Origin of the sequence: Marinobacter sp., assembly GCF_048259445.1 — a bacterium.
Classification (GTDB): Bacteria; Pseudomonadota; Gammaproteobacteria; order Pseudomonadales; family Oleiphilaceae; genus Marinobacter.
The window spans coordinates 86532-102325 of the sequence record NZ_JBLXHQ010000001.1; the positions used below are offsets into that span (position 1 = coordinate 86532).

At 57.4% G+C, this 15794-nt stretch carries 8 protein-coding genes; 3 read left to right on the forward strand and 5 right to left on the reverse strand.

Annotation, left to right across the window (positions count from 1 at the left end):
- Positions 1-5: 5 nt before the first annotated feature.
- Together ACN0RL_RS00400 and ACN0RL_RS00405 are read right to left on the reverse strand one after the other, a co-directional pair.
- Positions 6-3176, reverse strand: a complete 3171-nt coding sequence (locus ACN0RL_RS00400; protein WP_417512660.1) for an efflux RND transporter permease subunit — start codon at positions 3174-3176, stop codon at positions 6-8.
- Positions 3173-4411: an efflux RND transporter periplasmic adaptor subunit gene (locus ACN0RL_RS00405; RefSeq protein ID WP_417512661.1), complete on the reverse strand. Its 1239-nt coding sequence runs from the start codon at positions 4409-4411 to the stop codon at positions 3173-3175. Before ACN0RL_RS00405 ends, ACN0RL_RS00400 begins: the two co-directional genes overlap by 4 nt.
- A 157-nt stretch (positions 4412-4568) precedes the next feature.
- Between ACN0RL_RS00405 and ACN0RL_RS00410 the strand changes: the two genes are divergently transcribed.
- A complete protein-coding gene (locus tag ACN0RL_RS00410) occupies positions 4569-5003 on the forward strand; it encodes a potassium channel family protein (protein ID WP_417512662.1) in 435 nt (144 codons plus the stop codon).
- On the opposite strand, the gene ACN0RL_RS00415 is transcribed toward ACN0RL_RS00410, so the two are convergent.
- From ACN0RL_RS00415 to ACN0RL_RS00425, 3 genes are all read right to left on the reverse strand, one after another.
- The gene (locus ACN0RL_RS00415; protein WP_417512663.1) at positions 4997-8230 is read right to left on the reverse strand and encodes an efflux RND transporter permease subunit; all 3234 of its coding nucleotides are present in this window, start codon (positions 8228-8230) and stop codon (positions 4997-4999) included. The two genes, ACN0RL_RS00410 and ACN0RL_RS00415, sit on opposite strands and share 7 nt — an antisense overlap.
- Positions 8227-9312, reverse strand: a complete 1086-nt coding sequence (locus tag ACN0RL_RS00420) for an efflux RND transporter periplasmic adaptor subunit (protein WP_417512664.1) — start codon at positions 9310-9312, stop codon at positions 8227-8229. Before ACN0RL_RS00420 ends, ACN0RL_RS00415 begins: the two co-directional genes overlap by 4 nt.
- A gap of 238 nt (positions 9313-9550) precedes the next feature.
- A complete protein-coding gene (locus tag ACN0RL_RS00425) occupies positions 9551-11566 on the reverse strand; it encodes a TonB-dependent receptor domain-containing protein (RefSeq protein WP_417512665.1) in 2016 nt (671 codons plus the stop codon).
- A gap of 239 nt (positions 11567-11805) precedes the next feature.
- On the opposite strand from ACN0RL_RS00425, the gene gdhA reads away from it, so the two are divergent.
- Positions 11806-13155: an NADP-specific glutamate dehydrogenase gene (gene gdhA / locus ACN0RL_RS00430; protein ID WP_417512666.1), complete on the forward strand. Its 1350-nt coding sequence runs from the start codon at positions 11806-11808 to the stop codon at positions 13153-13155.
- Positions 13156-13194: 39 nt separating this feature from the next.
- Positions 13195-15774 carry a PEP/pyruvate-binding domain-containing protein gene (locus tag ACN0RL_RS00435; protein ID WP_417512667.1) on the forward strand — a complete coding sequence of 860 codons (2580 nt, stop codon included), beginning with the start codon at positions 13195-13197 and terminating at the stop codon, positions 15772-15774.
- Positions 15775-15794 lie beyond the last annotated feature (20 nt).

Here is a 15794-nt window from a genome sequence, read left to right on the forward strand (position 1 = left end):
GCCGATTATGATTCTGCTGCCCCCAGTGGCTCTGCCTCCTCACCCTGACGACTGGCGCGCCATTCCCGAAACTGTTCCAGCCAGGACAACAGGGCCGGAATCACCAACAGGACCAACACGGTAGACAGCCCCAAGCCAAAGGCGATGGAGGTGGCCATGGGAATCAGGAACTGCGCCTGCAACGAAGTTTCAAACAGCAGCGGCAACAAACCACCAATAGTCGTCAGCGACGTCAGCAACACGGCACGCACCCGCTGAACAGACGCTTCGTTCAGCGCCTCGTTGATGCCCAGTCCCTTCTGGCGTTGCTGATTGTAAAACGACACCAGAATGATCGCGTTATTCACCACAATGCCGGCAAGACCAAAAAAGCCGAACAGCGATAAAACCGTAAGCTGCAGTCCCATTAACCAGTGGCCCAACAAGGCACCGACCAGGGCAAAGGGAATTATCGCCATCACGATCAGTGGCAGGCTCCAGGAAGAAAATACCCAAGCCAATATCACGTACATCAACGCCACGCCGATCAACAAACCGGTTTTCATATCAGCAATGGTTTCCCGCTGATCCGCCGAGCGGCCTTCAAAACTGTAACGAACACCGTAGCGGCTGGCTATATCCGGCAAAGCATCGGCCTGCAGGCTTTCGATGATCTGGGCCGAAGTGCTTACCCGGGTATTGAGCGCGGAGGTTACTTCTACGGCCAGCTTGCCATCGGCATGGCGCAGAGCTTCGAATCCCTGGCGGTGATCCAGGTTCATAACTTGTCCGAGAGGTACAAAACGTCCATCGGGAATGCGTACGGTAACGCGAGACAGCGTAGACAAACGCTCACGTTGATCCCGGGGCAGCTGCACCCGCACTTCCATTTCATCACGTCCGTCCTGATAGATCTGGGCAACCCGCCCATCAAACGCTGCCCGAAGCTGGCTGCCCAGATCAGTAGTAGTGAGGCCCAGCGCCTCGCCATAGGCACTGGTCTGGTAGATCAGCTGTTCCCGGCCCCAGGGCATATCATCTTCCACATCCAGTACACCGGGCAGTGTCGATAACGCCTGCGCCAGTTCTTCCGCGGCAAACTTCAGGTTCTCCGAGTTGTCACCGGTCAGCCGCACATTCACATCACGGCCCGGGGGCCCGGCCTGGCGCTCGGAAATGGCCAGGTTATCCAGCCCGGCGGGCAGAGTGAGACGGCTGCGCCATTCGTTGATGAATTTGGGATTGCGCACAGGGCGCTGATCCGAAGGCACCAGCTCGATCATGATGGAGCCCAACTCATCACCGGCACGAGAGCTCCCGCCTGCGCCCAGCGTGGCGCCTTCCGTAGCAACTGCATGCAATACCAGGCTGCCACCCAGCGCCGATTCAGTCTCATTCAGTGCCTTCTGCATATCGGCCATAAACCGGTCAACGGTCTTGCGGTCAGTGCCTGCAACAAAGCTTGCATTGGCGTAGAGCACCGAGGGCTCCGGTGTCGGGAAAAAGTTAAAGCCGAGCCGGCCACCTGCGAGTAGCCCCACGGTAAACAGTGCTAACGCCAGAACACAGGCCATGGTAATTGCCCGGCTTTCCAGGCTGCGCTGGGAAAACCGACGAAAAGGACCTTCACGAAAGCGGTCAAACCTGCGCTCGAAACCAGTACGGAAACGCGCAACCGGATTCCGGCTGGGGGCCGCTGGCTCTGCCGCCTCTTTTTTACTTGTATGCCGGGGGGTAAAGGCGTGCCGTAAATGCGCCGGCAGCACAATAAAACACTCCAGAAGCGATGCGATCAGCACGCAGATCATGACGACCGGTATGTCGCCGAGAATGTTGCCAATGACACCACCCACAACCAATAGCGGCATAAAAGCGGCAACTGTGGTCAGAGACGAGGCCAGCACAGGCCAGACCATGCGCTTGGCTGCGCCCTCTGAAGCATAAATCGAGGCTTCACCCATACGGGCATGAGCGTCGGCATCTTCACCCACTACGATGGCATCGTCTACAATCACCCCGAGCGCCATGATCAGCGCAAACAGGGAGATCATGTTAATGGAACCACCAATGAGCCAGAGCACGCCGAGAGCTGCAAGAAATGCCGTTGGGATCCCCACTGCCACCCAGAAAGCGACGCGCCCCGGAAGAAACAGATAGAGCAGGCAAACAACCAGTATCAGACCGCTGAGGCCGTTACTGGTCAAAAGGGAAATGCGGTCGTTCAGAAGCTGCCAGGTCTCATCGTAAACCTCCAGCTCTATCGAAGGCGGCAGTGTGGCCCGCGTCTCATCGAGCCATTGCTGCAGTACCTTTGCTGCAGCCAGGGAATTACCGTTTTCCGAGCGCTGGAGCTGCAGTTCAATGGCCGGAAACCCGTTGCGGGTGAGAGTAACCTGGCTGTCCCGATCCTCCTCGCGGACCGTAGCGATATCTCCAAGCCGCAACTGCGTGCGTTCACCACTGAGAACAGGCACAGATTCGAACGCCTGGGGGCTGCGCCGCTGCTCAACCGACCGCAGCTCCCGGGCCGCATCCTGCTGGGCCATGATGCCGGCCGGCAAATCCCGTGAAACCGAAGCCACCCGGTCAGCAATCTGTCCCAGTGTAAGCCCCAGCGTTTCCAGCCTTTCCACCGGAACATCAATACTGATTTGCCGTTCCGGCAAGCCCTGGAAAGATACCCGGTCTATACCCTGCTGCAGGAGCTCATCTTCATAGCGGTACGCCAGAGCCCGCAGTTCACTGCGGTCAACATCCCCGAACACCAGCAACCGGGCGACAGGCTCGTAGCGTTCAATCCGGGCAACGCGTGGCTCCTCGGCGTCTGCGGGGAAATTGTTGAACTCATCGACCTGCTGGCGCACATCGTCCAGCGCGGTAATCGGATTAGTACCTTCCTGAAACTCAAGAGTGATGGACGCCACACTCTGAGCCGAAGTGGATGTCATCTTTTTGAGCCCGTCCACGCTGCGCAGGCGCTGCTCCAGAGGATTGGTAATTCCCTGCTCCACATCTTCGGCAGAGGCACCACTCCAGACCACACGCACACTGACCACGTCCAGCGCAAAGGTAGGAAAGAACTGAACGTTCATGCGGGTAAGCGCCAACGCACCGGCAAGCAACATCATGAGCATCACCAGGTTACCCGCAACCTTGTGATGCACAAAGAAACCGATGACGCCTTTATTGCGCCTCATTGTGCCGGGCTCTCGTCGCCGGTCACATCCACTTTCAGCCCGGTGAGGGCGTTGGGCAGATGCGTAACAATCAAGCGGGCGCCGGGTTCAAGTGCATTGCCAGCAATCAGCAGTCGGCGCTCGCCATTTGCCGAGAGAACTTCGCCCACACGCTCTACAGGAACTCGCCGCATACGGCTATCGTCTGTCATCAGGTACACGCTGTCGGCGCCGTAAAGGGCGCTGAACGGAGCGGCTACCGTTGCGCTGCGCTCTGGTCGTTCGAGGCTGACCGGCAGCAGAGCACCCGGGCGCAGGCCTGCGGCGTCTCCTTCCAGAGCAAGTATTGCCTCGGTTCCGGCGGGGTCACTGGTACCGGCGAAACGCTCAAATCGAAAGCGAACCTCCCGCTTGTCACTGAAGGCATAAAGGTCTTTGCCTTCAGCCAGTGCGCCTAGCAGCTCGGCCCGATACATATCGGGTACCCTGGCACGAAGCTCAAGACCTTTGATGGCGTAGACAGAGAACAATTTCTGGTTTCGGGATACCTGATCGCCGACCGCGACCTGAACATCTGTCACAACACCGTCAAACGGGGCGACAACCCGGGAGCGCTCTGCATCCCGCTGCGTTGTCGCGAGTGTTGCCTCGGCCTGGGAGAGCCTCGCTTCGAGGCTTTGCAGCCGTGCTGGGTGTTCGTCAATGGCGCGTTGGCGAATACTGACGACGAGCTCGGCTCTGGCCGCGCCGTCCGTCGTGCTCTCCAGATTCTCACGGGAAGCAAGATTGCGATCTACCAGGGAACGTGTACGTTCCAGCTGCCGGCGAGCGTTGGCCAGAATCGCCTGCTCGCTTTTGAGGGCCGCCTGATCATTACGGTAGCGTACCTGCTCAGATCGAATCTGTGCCTCAAGATCGGCCACCTGGGCTTTCGCCTGGGCCAGCACCGGCTCAACATCCCCGGCATCCAGAGCAACCAGCAAGTCTCCGGCGCTCACCCGTTGCCCTTCGGAAACCGGCCGTTCACCAATGCGGCCGGCCAGAGTAGCCACCACCGACACCTGTTCAGGTGCCACCACCTCTCCATACAGAGGTAGCGCCGGCGTGTGTGCTCCGGGGGAAATCGCCTGAACCTGCACGCGCCAGCTGCGTTCGGTTGCGTCGACCTGAGCCGGCTCGGGGCGAGTCATTTTCAGAAACAGGAAACCCAGAACACCGGCTGCCAGAATGATTACAGGTATAAGTCGTTTGGACATCGAGTATTGGCCAGCTAAGGTAAATAAAGCCCCGTCGCAGGACGGGTGCTATCATCATAGTGTCTTTGAGGGACGCCTCCGGATTACTGTCCAACAGTAAGGCCTCAAAAGCACGGTTTGGAGTACTATACGTTTGTTCGCAGAAGATCATGCCAGTATGCTCAGCGCAACCGCCATCAATTCCCTTATTGTGGTGCTGGTTGTGCTTATGCACCACGAGGTGCTTGTTCGCCTGAGCGGCCTGCTGGCAAAAATGCACTCCCGCCATCATTTCCGCCTTGTCGTTGCCGTCCTTGGCGTGCTGCTCGCTCACACCGCACAGGTCTGGGTTTTTGCCGCAGCCTACTTTTTCATGCACCACGCAGACACGTGGGGCTCGTTAACGGGCAACTTCAACGGCAGCTTCCTGGATTGCGTTTACTTTTCGTTCAGTACCTTTACTACCGTTGGCTACGGTGACATCGAACCCGTCGGTGCGCTGCGTTTTCTCACCGGAATCGAAGGGCTCACGGGCCTGGTACTGATCACCTGGAGCGCATCTTTCCTGTTTGTGAAAATGCAACGTTACTGGACCGGCGGCCAGAATTACTGAACCCAACCGCGTCTGGCAAGAGTGTAGTAGAGCAGTGGCACCACAAGCACCGTCAGAAGTGTGGAGAGCGCAAGCCCGAACACCAGAGAGATTGCCAGCCCGTTGAAAATCGGATCATTGAGTATGAAGTAAGCGCCCACCATCGCCGAGATGGCCGTCAGGGCAATTGGCTTGATGCGCACCGCACCGGCCAGGACCACGGCCCGATCCAACTCAATGCCTTCTTCCAGAAGCTGCTGAATAAACACCACCAGCAATATGGAGTTACGTACGATAATGCCAGCCAGAGCGATCATGCCAATCATACTCGTGGCGGTAAATTCCCGGCCCAGCAATGCGTGTCCGGGCATGATTCCGATCAGGGTCAGCGGTATGGGCGCCATGATAACAAGTGGCAGGATATAAGAGCGGAACTGGGCCACCAGCAGGACAAAGATCATAAATACGCCCACGCTGTAGGCGGCACCCATATCGCGGAAGGTTTCGTAGGTAATCTGCCACTCACCGTCCCATTTGAGCGTGCCTTTTTCCGGCAGCGGTGGCTGGTCGATAAAGAACTGTTCGGGTGCGCCCTCTTGCTGATTAAGGCGCGAAACCATGGCAAACATGCCATATAGAGGTGAATCTATTGCTCCCGCCATATCCGCAGTTACGTAGGTCACCGGCAGCAGATTCTTGTGGTAGATGGCGCCCATCCAGTCGGCTTCACGCACCTGTGCAATGCTCGCCAGAGGTACCAGATTGCCATCGCGGCTGCGCACCTGCAGGGACATAAGCACCGATGGCTGGGCTTTATCAGCCTCCTCAAGGGTTACACGAATCGGCACCGGGTACTTTGCATGATCATCGTGCAAAAAACTGACGTTCACACCGCCCAGTCCCATCTGCAATGCCTCAACAACCTGAGCCTGGGATACGCCCAGACGAGCAGCCCGGGCGCGATCCACTTCAATTTCCCATTGCCGGGTAGGCGCTTCCAGCGTGGTATCGATATCAACCAGCCCGTCCACCTCAGCCATACCCGCTGCTACCGAACGAGCCAGATGAGCCCGCTGGCCGGCATCGACACCATAGATTTCTGCCACCACGGGTGACAGCACGGGTGGCCCGGGCGGAACTTCAACAATCTTGACGCTGGCATCGTAGCGCTTGCCAATGGCAGTCAGCGGCGCCCGCAAAGCCTGGGCAATATCATGGGACTGACGGGATCGCACATCTTCATCGCTGAGATTCACCTGAATATCGCCCTGATAGGGGTCGCTGCGCAGGTAATACTGGCGTACCAGGCCATTGAAGTTAATGGGCGCGGCCGTGCCGGCATAGCTCTGCCAGCTGGTCACTTCGTCAACGCTCTCCAGATAATGGCCCATTTCCATAAGCGCCCGCTGGGTTTGCTCCACCGGCGCACTTTCGGGCATATCAATCACAACCTGAAGCTCGGATTTGTTGTCGAAGGGCAGCATTTTCATGATCACCGCCTGAAACGCTGGCAAGGAGGCAGCCGCCAGTGTCAGCAGGATCACTCCAAGCGCGAGCAAGCGACGACGCCAGCGGTGATCGCCAAGGAACGGCGTAAGGACACCACCGAATATTTTCATGGACATGGGGCTGACGCCATCGGCTGAACTGCCGGCGCCTTCCGCTTCCGTCACAGTTTCGCCTTCTTTCCGTTTCAGCAACCTGAACGCCAGCCAGGGCGCAACCACAAAGGCAACAATCTGCGACAGCACCATACCGGCGGATGCGTTGATGGGGATAGGGCTCATGTATGGACCCATCAGCCCCGTCACGAAAGCCATGGGCAGCAGGGCCGCCATAATGGTCAGGCTGGCCATAATGGTAGGCGTGCCCACTTCGTCTACCGCCACCGGGATAATGTCCTTCAACGGGTGGTTGGAGTTGCGAATCCGGCGGTTGATGTTTTCGGTTATCACGATGCCGTCATCCACCAGAATACCGATGGAGAAAATCAGGGCGAACAGAGAGACCCGGTTCAGTGTAAAGCCCCAGGCCCAGGAGAATACCAGCGTCAGCAACAACGTGATCAGTACCGCCACACCCACAATCAGCGCCTGGCGCCAGCCCATGGCCACCAGCACGAGCAACACCACGCACAAAGTAGCGGAAATCAAGTCAGAAATGAGCTTTCGGGCCTTAGCCGAGGCGGTTTCGCCATAATCCCGGGTAACAATAACTTCCACGCCCTCAGGCAGGGCGCGGTTGCGGATCTGCTCCAGTCGCTGCTCAATGGCGGTGGTGATATCCACCGCGTTTTGCCCTGGCTTCTTGGCAATGGCCAGTGTGACGGCCGGGTATACGTCACCGGGCTGCCCGACACTGTTCGCATTAACTGCCGGCCCGAAACCGGTTATCACGCTCTGGTCCGCAACCGTGCCGCCGCGACTCACATTTGCCACGTCGTCCAGATGCACCGCCGCGCCGTTGTGCATGCCGACAACAAGGCTGCGCACATCATCCACGTTCTCAAGCAGGGTACCGGCCTGAACAGGGATGGAGAGGTTATCCCGGGTAATACGGGCTTCCTGGCTGCTGCTGTTGGCCGCTCTCAGGGCATCGCGAATATCGTTGAGGGTGAGGTTGAATCCGGCAAGCAGGGCCGGATCAAAATGAATATCCACCCGGTCGGGCACGCCACCTACTGTGTAGACATCACGGGTTCCGGGCACCCGCTTGAGCGCGACTTCCAGCATGTGGGCGAGACGAGTGAGCTCTTCGCCCGTATGCCCATTGGCCGGATCATAGAGAGTCAGTGTCATGACCGGCACATCATCAATACCCTTGGGCTTGATGACCGGCTGTGTGGCACCCAGATCCGGCGGCAGCCAATCCTGGTTCGAGTAAACCTGATTATAAAGCCGCACAAGCGCTTCTTTTCGCGGAATGCCGACTTCAAACTGCACGGTAATAATCGCCTGACCCTGGCGGGACACAGAATATACGTGCTCAACGCCGGCAATTTCGCTCATCACCTGTTCGGCCGGGGTTGCGATAGCGCTTTCTACTTCCTGAGTGCTGGCACCGGGAAAAGCCACCATGATGTCCGCCATGGTGACGTCTATCTGCGGCTCCTCTTCCTTCGGAGTCACGACAACCGCAAGCACACCCAGGATGATCGAAAGCAACGCCAGCAGAGGCGTCAGATGATTATTCTGGAAAACCCGGGCAATCGCTCCGGAGGGACCGACCGGGGGCAGTTCGCGACTCAATTCCCTGCCTCCTTATCCACACTTGCGCCAGAGGCCGGGCCTGTCGAAATGTTCAGACGATCTGTACCAATCAGCTCACCAGGATGGATAACAACCCGTTCCCCCGCGCTCAGGCCAGCCAGAATTTCCAGACGACCGTCCTGTTCTGCGCCGATACGAACCTGCCGTAACCGCGGGCGGTCCTCATCATCCAGCACAAAAACTGCCCTCAGCTCACTGCGACGCACAAGACTGCTGGCGGGAATCCAGAGTGCATCCCGCGTTGCGACCGGAACACCGACTTTAACCAGCATACCGGGAAACAGGGACCCATTAGGCTCACTAAGGCGCATACGTAAACGGAAGGTATGAGTGGCAGGATTAGCGTAGGGGTAAAAGGTCATGTCCCCGGTTTCCAGCACCCGCCCGTCCGCAAGCGTGACTTTCGCTTGCCGGTCTCGCCGGGCAAGGTCTGCGTACCGCTGGGGCAGATCTACAACGACTCGCAGCTGCTCCAGCGACAGGCCACTGAGCAGCGGCTGCCCCGGGCTTACGGATTCGCCGATTTCCACATGGCGTTCAGTCAGTATGCCGCCATAGGGCGCAGTTATCCGGGTATAACTCAACTGCTCCCGGGCTTCGGCTAACGCCGCCTCTGCGCGCTCAAGCCGCGCTCTGGCGCCAGCCAGATTGTTCCGGGCCTGATCAAACTCCTGCCGCGAAACAAGCCCCCGCTCGTGCACGCTTTCAATCCGGCTGAACTGCTGCGTGGCATCGTCAAGAGCAGCTTTTGCTTCATCCCGACCACCCTGCGCCTGGTTGACCCGGGCGCGCTGCTCGCTGCCATCAAGCTGCACAATCAGGTCGCCGGCAACCACTGAATCGTCCACATCAAAGGGCAGTAACTGCACAGTACCGCTCGCTTGCGCCGACACGGTACTCTGCTGAACAGCTTCGATCACGCCATCAAGGACGAGTGTTTCGTGCAGTTCACCACGCTCAACAGGAACTGTTTCCGGCCTGGCTGATGCAGCATCAACCAACGCGGGTCCGGTGAAAGCCAAACCAAGAACGATCGTGCCCAGTACGGCAATATGCTTCATCACCAGTCACTCCGAAAACAGTTATTAATTAATAACCACAGGTTATCAATATACTCAGAACGAAGACACACTAACTTACTCCAAATCAGGGCTTAGGTGCGGTAAAACCAACATCAGGCATTGCCAAAGACAACCACCAACCGCGCTATAAAAAAACCCCGTGCAGGGGGAGTTAGTCCTGCACGGGGCGAAGTGTTACCCGCCGGCTATCAGCAGCGGGCAACCGCCATTGCAAGGTTTACCATTTGGCCGTCAGTGCCGCGCGTAGCGTGCGCCCTGGCTCGTTCACACGCACCGAATCAGGGTTGAACGGATCTGTGTTTGCGCGGCTCACATGAGGCGCCCAGGTATTATCAAACAGGTTATCCAGAGCCCAGTTGAAGGTGAGGTGCTCCATCAACGGGTGGCTGCCAGAAAGATTAAACACGCCGTATCCGGGTGATGTTCCTACATCCAGCCCGGATTCCAGGTCGATGCGATCCTGGCGACGGGCCAATAGCCACTCGGCTTCAACGCTGTGTCCCATGCTCTGCCAGCCCAGTGTCTGCACAAACTGCACCGGAGGAATCTGTGCCAGAGCCGAGTTATCGTCACGATTCTCTCCGCGAACGGAAGCCAGTGTGCTGCTACTGCTCCAGGTTCCGTCCGTCCAGCCGACCATCACCTCAGCGCCAAGCAGGCGGGCATCAATGTTTTCATAACGGGTGCAGCCATTCGCCTTACCACACTGAGCTGCCGTTTCTTTGTAACGCCTTACAAAGTCGTCCACCTGATCAACCCAGACAACCGGCTTCCAGCTCCACTGGTTTTTGCTTCCACTCAGAGCCAGCTCTAATTTGTTATGTTTTTCAGTATCCAGGCCAGGGTTACCAATCCAGCTATCGGTCATGGTGTTCCGGGCCAGATAGCGCTCTGTAACACCGGGGCTCCGTACACTTCGGCTGGCAGTCAGTGTCAACGCCTGGTTTTGCGGCAAGCGCCATTCACCGGATACAAACCCGCTGATGTTGTTATCTTCAGGCTTTACATCGGTTGTGCCGTAAGCGCTCTGGTAAAGCATGGCCGGGGTCATGCCCATACTCGCAACATCGTTGGCCTTGGTTGCATCCATTTCCACACGGTCATACCGAAGGCCGGCTCCGACCTTCACGTCAGTGGCCACACGCCGGAAACCCTCAGCGAAAAGCCCGACACGCTCACGTTCCACACCAGGCCACATAAACGAGACCGTCATAGGCATGGGATTGGTCACATTAGACAGCGTCGCGTCCCAGTCATTGGTCTCCAGATCTGCACCTACTGCCCAGTCGGTTGAACTGTCGGGGCTTTGATCCAGGGTAAACCGCATTCCGCGAGTCTCGGTCGTGGAATCCGTCTGCATTTTCATCATGCCCACAGGGCGCAGGCTGAAGTTGTCCATCGTGTGATCAACATCTGCCTGCCAGGCCAGTAAATTCCATTCGCCGTCGGCAACCGGAGAGCCCAGCTCCATGCGGTACATATCTGTATCCGTCTTCGGAGCATCCATGCCGGAGCCTGCATATTTCACATCGCTCTCTTCCTGGCGGCTGACCATACCCTTGATGTAGAAACCATTTTCAGCAGTCCAGGCACCATCAACACGGCCCTCAGCGTTTTTGTAGGCGCTGCGCACCTCGTTACCATCACCGTCTTCGTAATCATCTGCTTCGTCATACCCGCCGGCAAGCCGCAGCCATGCTTCCTCACTGCCAACAGCCGCTGCAGCGTTTATGAGCTTGCCATTGCCATTGTCCGATCCGCCGATGGTTACCTGGCCTGTGGTCGCATTGCCCTTGAATTGCGGGTTCGCAGTCGTTGCAATTATCTGCCCACCAGCGATGGGGCCCCAGCGCAAGGTGCGGTTATTTGTCCGAACCTCCAGAACCGGCGCCAACGCGCTGCTCAGCCGGCTGGTTGGTGGATCCATCCGGTTAGGACAGGCACCCTCTACACGGATACCATCCAGCAGCACATCCACACGCTCCTGACTCTGGCCCCGCACTACCGGTTCCAGGCCGCGACCGCCCATCCGGGAAAGCGATACCGAGGGATCAGAAGCCAGACGGCTTACTGGCTCGCTAGCCAGAACCGCATCAGCATTGTCACTTGACTGCCCTTCCGTTACACGAATGACCAGGTTTTCCTCAACAGTTTGTGCCGGCACCAGCGCCGGTAAGCCTGCGAAACCAATAACGGCAATCCGTACAAATCTGGCAAGTGCTCGTTCCTTCATACTACTGCTTCCCTGAGGGCGGGCCTGTCTGAATCAAAAGGTAGGTGGGAATAATAAACGCGCCAGCGCCTGTGCGCCTGAGACACAATGCCGCATCTCTCTTGGGGTATATTCCCAAGCGCACCAAAGACGAGCGTCTCTTGCTAAGCGCCCTGCAATGTGATGAAATCACCGCCCCAATTTTCAACCAGCCTTTCCACTTTCCTGCAATAAGCAAGAACCGAAACGAGGAAAACGTTATGACCGCCCGACTTGATGAAAAACTGGAACTGATTTACGAAGATGTTCTGCACCGCAATCCGGGTGAAAATGAGTTCCACCAGGCCGTACACGAAGTTCTGGAAACACTGGGGCCCGTCCTGGTCAAGTACCCGGAATTTGCCGAGAAGAAGATCATTCAGCGTATCTGCGAACCAGAGCGCCAGATTATTTTCCGGGTGCCCTGGCAGGATGATAACGGTGAAATTCATATCAACCGTGCGTTCCGTGTTGAATTCAATAGTGCATTGGGGCCCTACAAAGGCGGCATGCGCTTCCACCCGTCTGTATACCTCGGCATCATCAAATTCCTGGGCTTTGAGCAGATTTTCAAGAACGCCCTGACCGGCCTGCCCATCGGCGGCGGTAAAGGCGGCAGCGACTTTGATCCCAAAGGCCGCTCCGATGACGAAATCATGCGTTTCTGCCAGAGCCTGATGACCGAACTGTATCGCCACATTGGTGAATACACAGACGTTCCCGCCGGTGATATTGGCGTGGGCAAGCGTGAAATCGGCTATATGTTTGGCCAGTACAAGCGCATAACCAACCGCTACGAATCTTCTGTACTGACCGGCAAGGGCCTGGACTGGGGCGGAAGCCGGGCGCGCACGGAAGCAACCGGCTACGGCACCGTTTTCTTCACCCATGAAATGCTGAAGGCACGTGGCGACTCCATGGAAGGCAAGAAAGTGGTTGTTTCCGGCTCCGGTAACGTCGCAATCTATGCCATTGCCAAAGCCCATGAACTGGGCGCCAAAGTTATTGCCTGCTCCGACTCAGGCGGCATTATCGTAGACGAGAAAGGCATTGATCTGGCAGCTCTCAGGCAGATTAAAGAAGTTGAGCGTCGCCGACTCAGCGCCTACACCGAGTTCCACAAGGACGCAAAATACGTCAAAGGCGGCAGCATCTGGTCAATCCCCTGCGACATCGCCTTGCCCTGCGCCACCCAGAACGAGCTTAACGCCAACGACGCCAAGACACTGGTTGAAAACGGCTGCATCGCGGTGGCTGAAGGCGCCAACATGCCTACCACTCCCGAAGGCATCGCCATTTTCCAGCAAGCCAAACTGATGTATGGCCCGGGCAAAGCCGCCAACGCCGGCGGTGTTGCAACGTCTGCGCTGGAAATGCAACAGAATGCCAGCCGTGACTCCTGGTCTTTCGACTATACTCAAAAACGCCTTGAGGACATCATGATCGATATCCACAAGAGCTGTTACGAGACCTCGGCGGAATTCGGCGAAGAGGGCAACTATGTGATGGGCGCCAACATCACTGGCTTCATCAAAGTAGCGCGCGCGATGGAAGCCATGGGCGTTATCTGATAACGGCCTGATAACGGTCTGATAACGGAGTAACACCTCATGTCCGGGAACGGCGGAAACTCGAAAGATAATACAAGGGTTTCTTCCGGCCTCCCGGGACTTGACGACGTTCTCGACGGTTTGCGAATCGGCGATAACGTTGTCTGGCGAGTGAACGATCTGGAAGACTATCGCCGGTTCGTTACTCCGTTTATTGAATCTGCGGCGTCTGCAGGGCGCCGTATTATCTACCTCCGCTTTGGCCAGCACCCTCCGCTGGTATCTGACACCACCAACAATATCCGAATCGAAAACATTGATGCCCTGAGCGGCTTTGAAGCCTTCACCGGCCGGGTCTGGCGCCTGATTGAAGAGCACGGGCAGGGCGCCTTCTACGTCTGCGACTGTTTGAGCGATCTGCTTAATGCCTGGGCGACGGACGCCATGGTGGGCAACTTTTTCCGGGTGGTCTGCCCCTTCCTTTTTGAACTGGAGACTGTCGCCTGGTTTGCGCTCTATCCCGACCGCCACTCCCGCACCACTTTGGATCGTATCCGGCAAACAACGCAGGTAATGGTGGACATCCATCGGTTAGGGGAAGACGTTCAGATCCAGCCCATCAAAGCCTGGTGCCGGCAATCGCCCACCATGTTTCTGCCCCATCGAGAATACAACGGGCGTTTTATTCCCGTCACTCACAGCAGTGATGCAACCCGGCTTCAGGCAGGGTTGGAACTGGCGCAGCTTAATCGCCAACCGCTCCTGGACTATTGGGACAGACTCTTCATCCAGGTAGCAAGCGCGATTGAGGCCGGTGATGAAGCACAGTCCGCCGACATTCTTGACCGTGTCCTGAATGTTCTGATCAGCCGGGACCCAAGAATGCTGGAGCTGGCAAAACGTTACCTCAGTCTTGAAAGCCTGCTCGGGATACGGGCAAGAATGATCGGCAGTGGCTATATCGGCGGCAAGGCAACCGGTATGCTGATCGCGCGCAGCATCCTGCTCACGAATCAGCCCGATATCTGGCAGGATAACCTCGAACCACACGACTCAAGCTATCTGGGTTCAGATGCCTATTACGCATTCCTGGTTCACAACGGCCTGTGGCCGGCGATTATGCGCCAGCGCTCTGCCGATGGTTATCTCAGTGAAGCGGAGCAGCTTCGTCAGAACATTCTGGCGGGAAGCTTCCCCCCGGAAATCCGGGCAGAACTGGAGCGACTGCTGGATCACTATGGCCAATACCCGATCATGGTGCGCTCAAGCAGCCTTCAGGAAGACGGATTCGGAAATGCGTTTGCCGGCAAATACGACAGCGTTTTCCTGATCAACCAGGGCGCTCCGGAACTTCGGCTTGCGGCGCTGGAAGATGCTATCCGGCAGGTTTACGCCTCTACCATGAATGAGGATGCGCTGATTTATCGCCAGCAGCGCGGGCTGGACCAGCGAGAAGAGCCTATGGCCCTGCTGATCCAGCGGGTCAATGGCCGCTTTCACGGTCGATACTACCTGCCGGATGCCGCCGGTGTTGGCGTGTCCCGCAACACCTTTGCCTGGGACACCGATATGGACCCGGCTGCCGGCATGGTTCGCCTGGTTATGGGGCTGGGCACTCGAGCCGTTGACCGGATTGAAGACGACCACGCCTGCGTTATGGCGCTGGACTACCCGGGCCGTCGCCCCTTCCGCAATCAAGACGAGAATTACAGGTTCTCACAGCATCTTCTGGATGCACTGGACCTGAAGGAAGGAAAGCTGACCACCCGCCCTTTGAGCCTACTCTCAAAGGAACTTTCCGATCTGCCGCTGCAGCATCTTGGTGAAGTGGACCAGCCCGCAAGCAGGCGAGCGGAGGAGCTGGGCCTGCCTGCACCGGTATGGCGCCTCACATTCCAGCCACTGGTGAGCAAAGGCCAGTTTGTTGCCCGCCTTTCCAGCCTGCTGAAAACCCTGGAAGCCGGCTACCAGCACCCTGTGGATGTGGAATTCACTCTGCACCTTGATGATGCCGGTGAGCCGGCTTTTAACCTCGTGCAGTGTCGGCCACTGGCGACCGTAGGTGAAACCAAAGCAGCGACCATACCCGCAGAAATCTCCGACCGACAGCTTCTGTTCCGAACCCGCGGGCACTTCATGGGCGGCAATATAAACCTGTGTATTCAGCGCGTTATCCGGGTGGACGCATCAATTTACAGCCGCCTGACCGTCAGCCAGCGGTACGAGGTTGCCCGCCTTGTTGGCCAACAGGTGCGCACCGGCGATGATAAAACAATGCTTATTGGCCCGGGGCGCTGGGGCACGAGCAGCCCGGAACTGGGCGTGCCCGTCCGTTTTGCTGATATAGCCCGGGTTTCTGTGCTGGTAGAAGTGGCGGAAATGGACGGTGATATGGTTCCCGATCTTTCCTATGGCTCACATTTTTTCCAGGATCTGGTCGAAACGGGCATCGCCTATGTCGCCCTTTTCCCCAGTGGCCGGAGTTGCGTTTACCAGCCCGAACGGTTACCAGGCATAGACACTCACAGTCGGGATGTTTCTCCCGAGCGGGCAATACAGAGCTTTGATCTACGGGCAACTCCGCTGCAACTGACCGCAGACGTCGTCAGCCAGAACCTGGCGTGCTATTTTCCGGATTGATACCCGACAACTATTTCAGA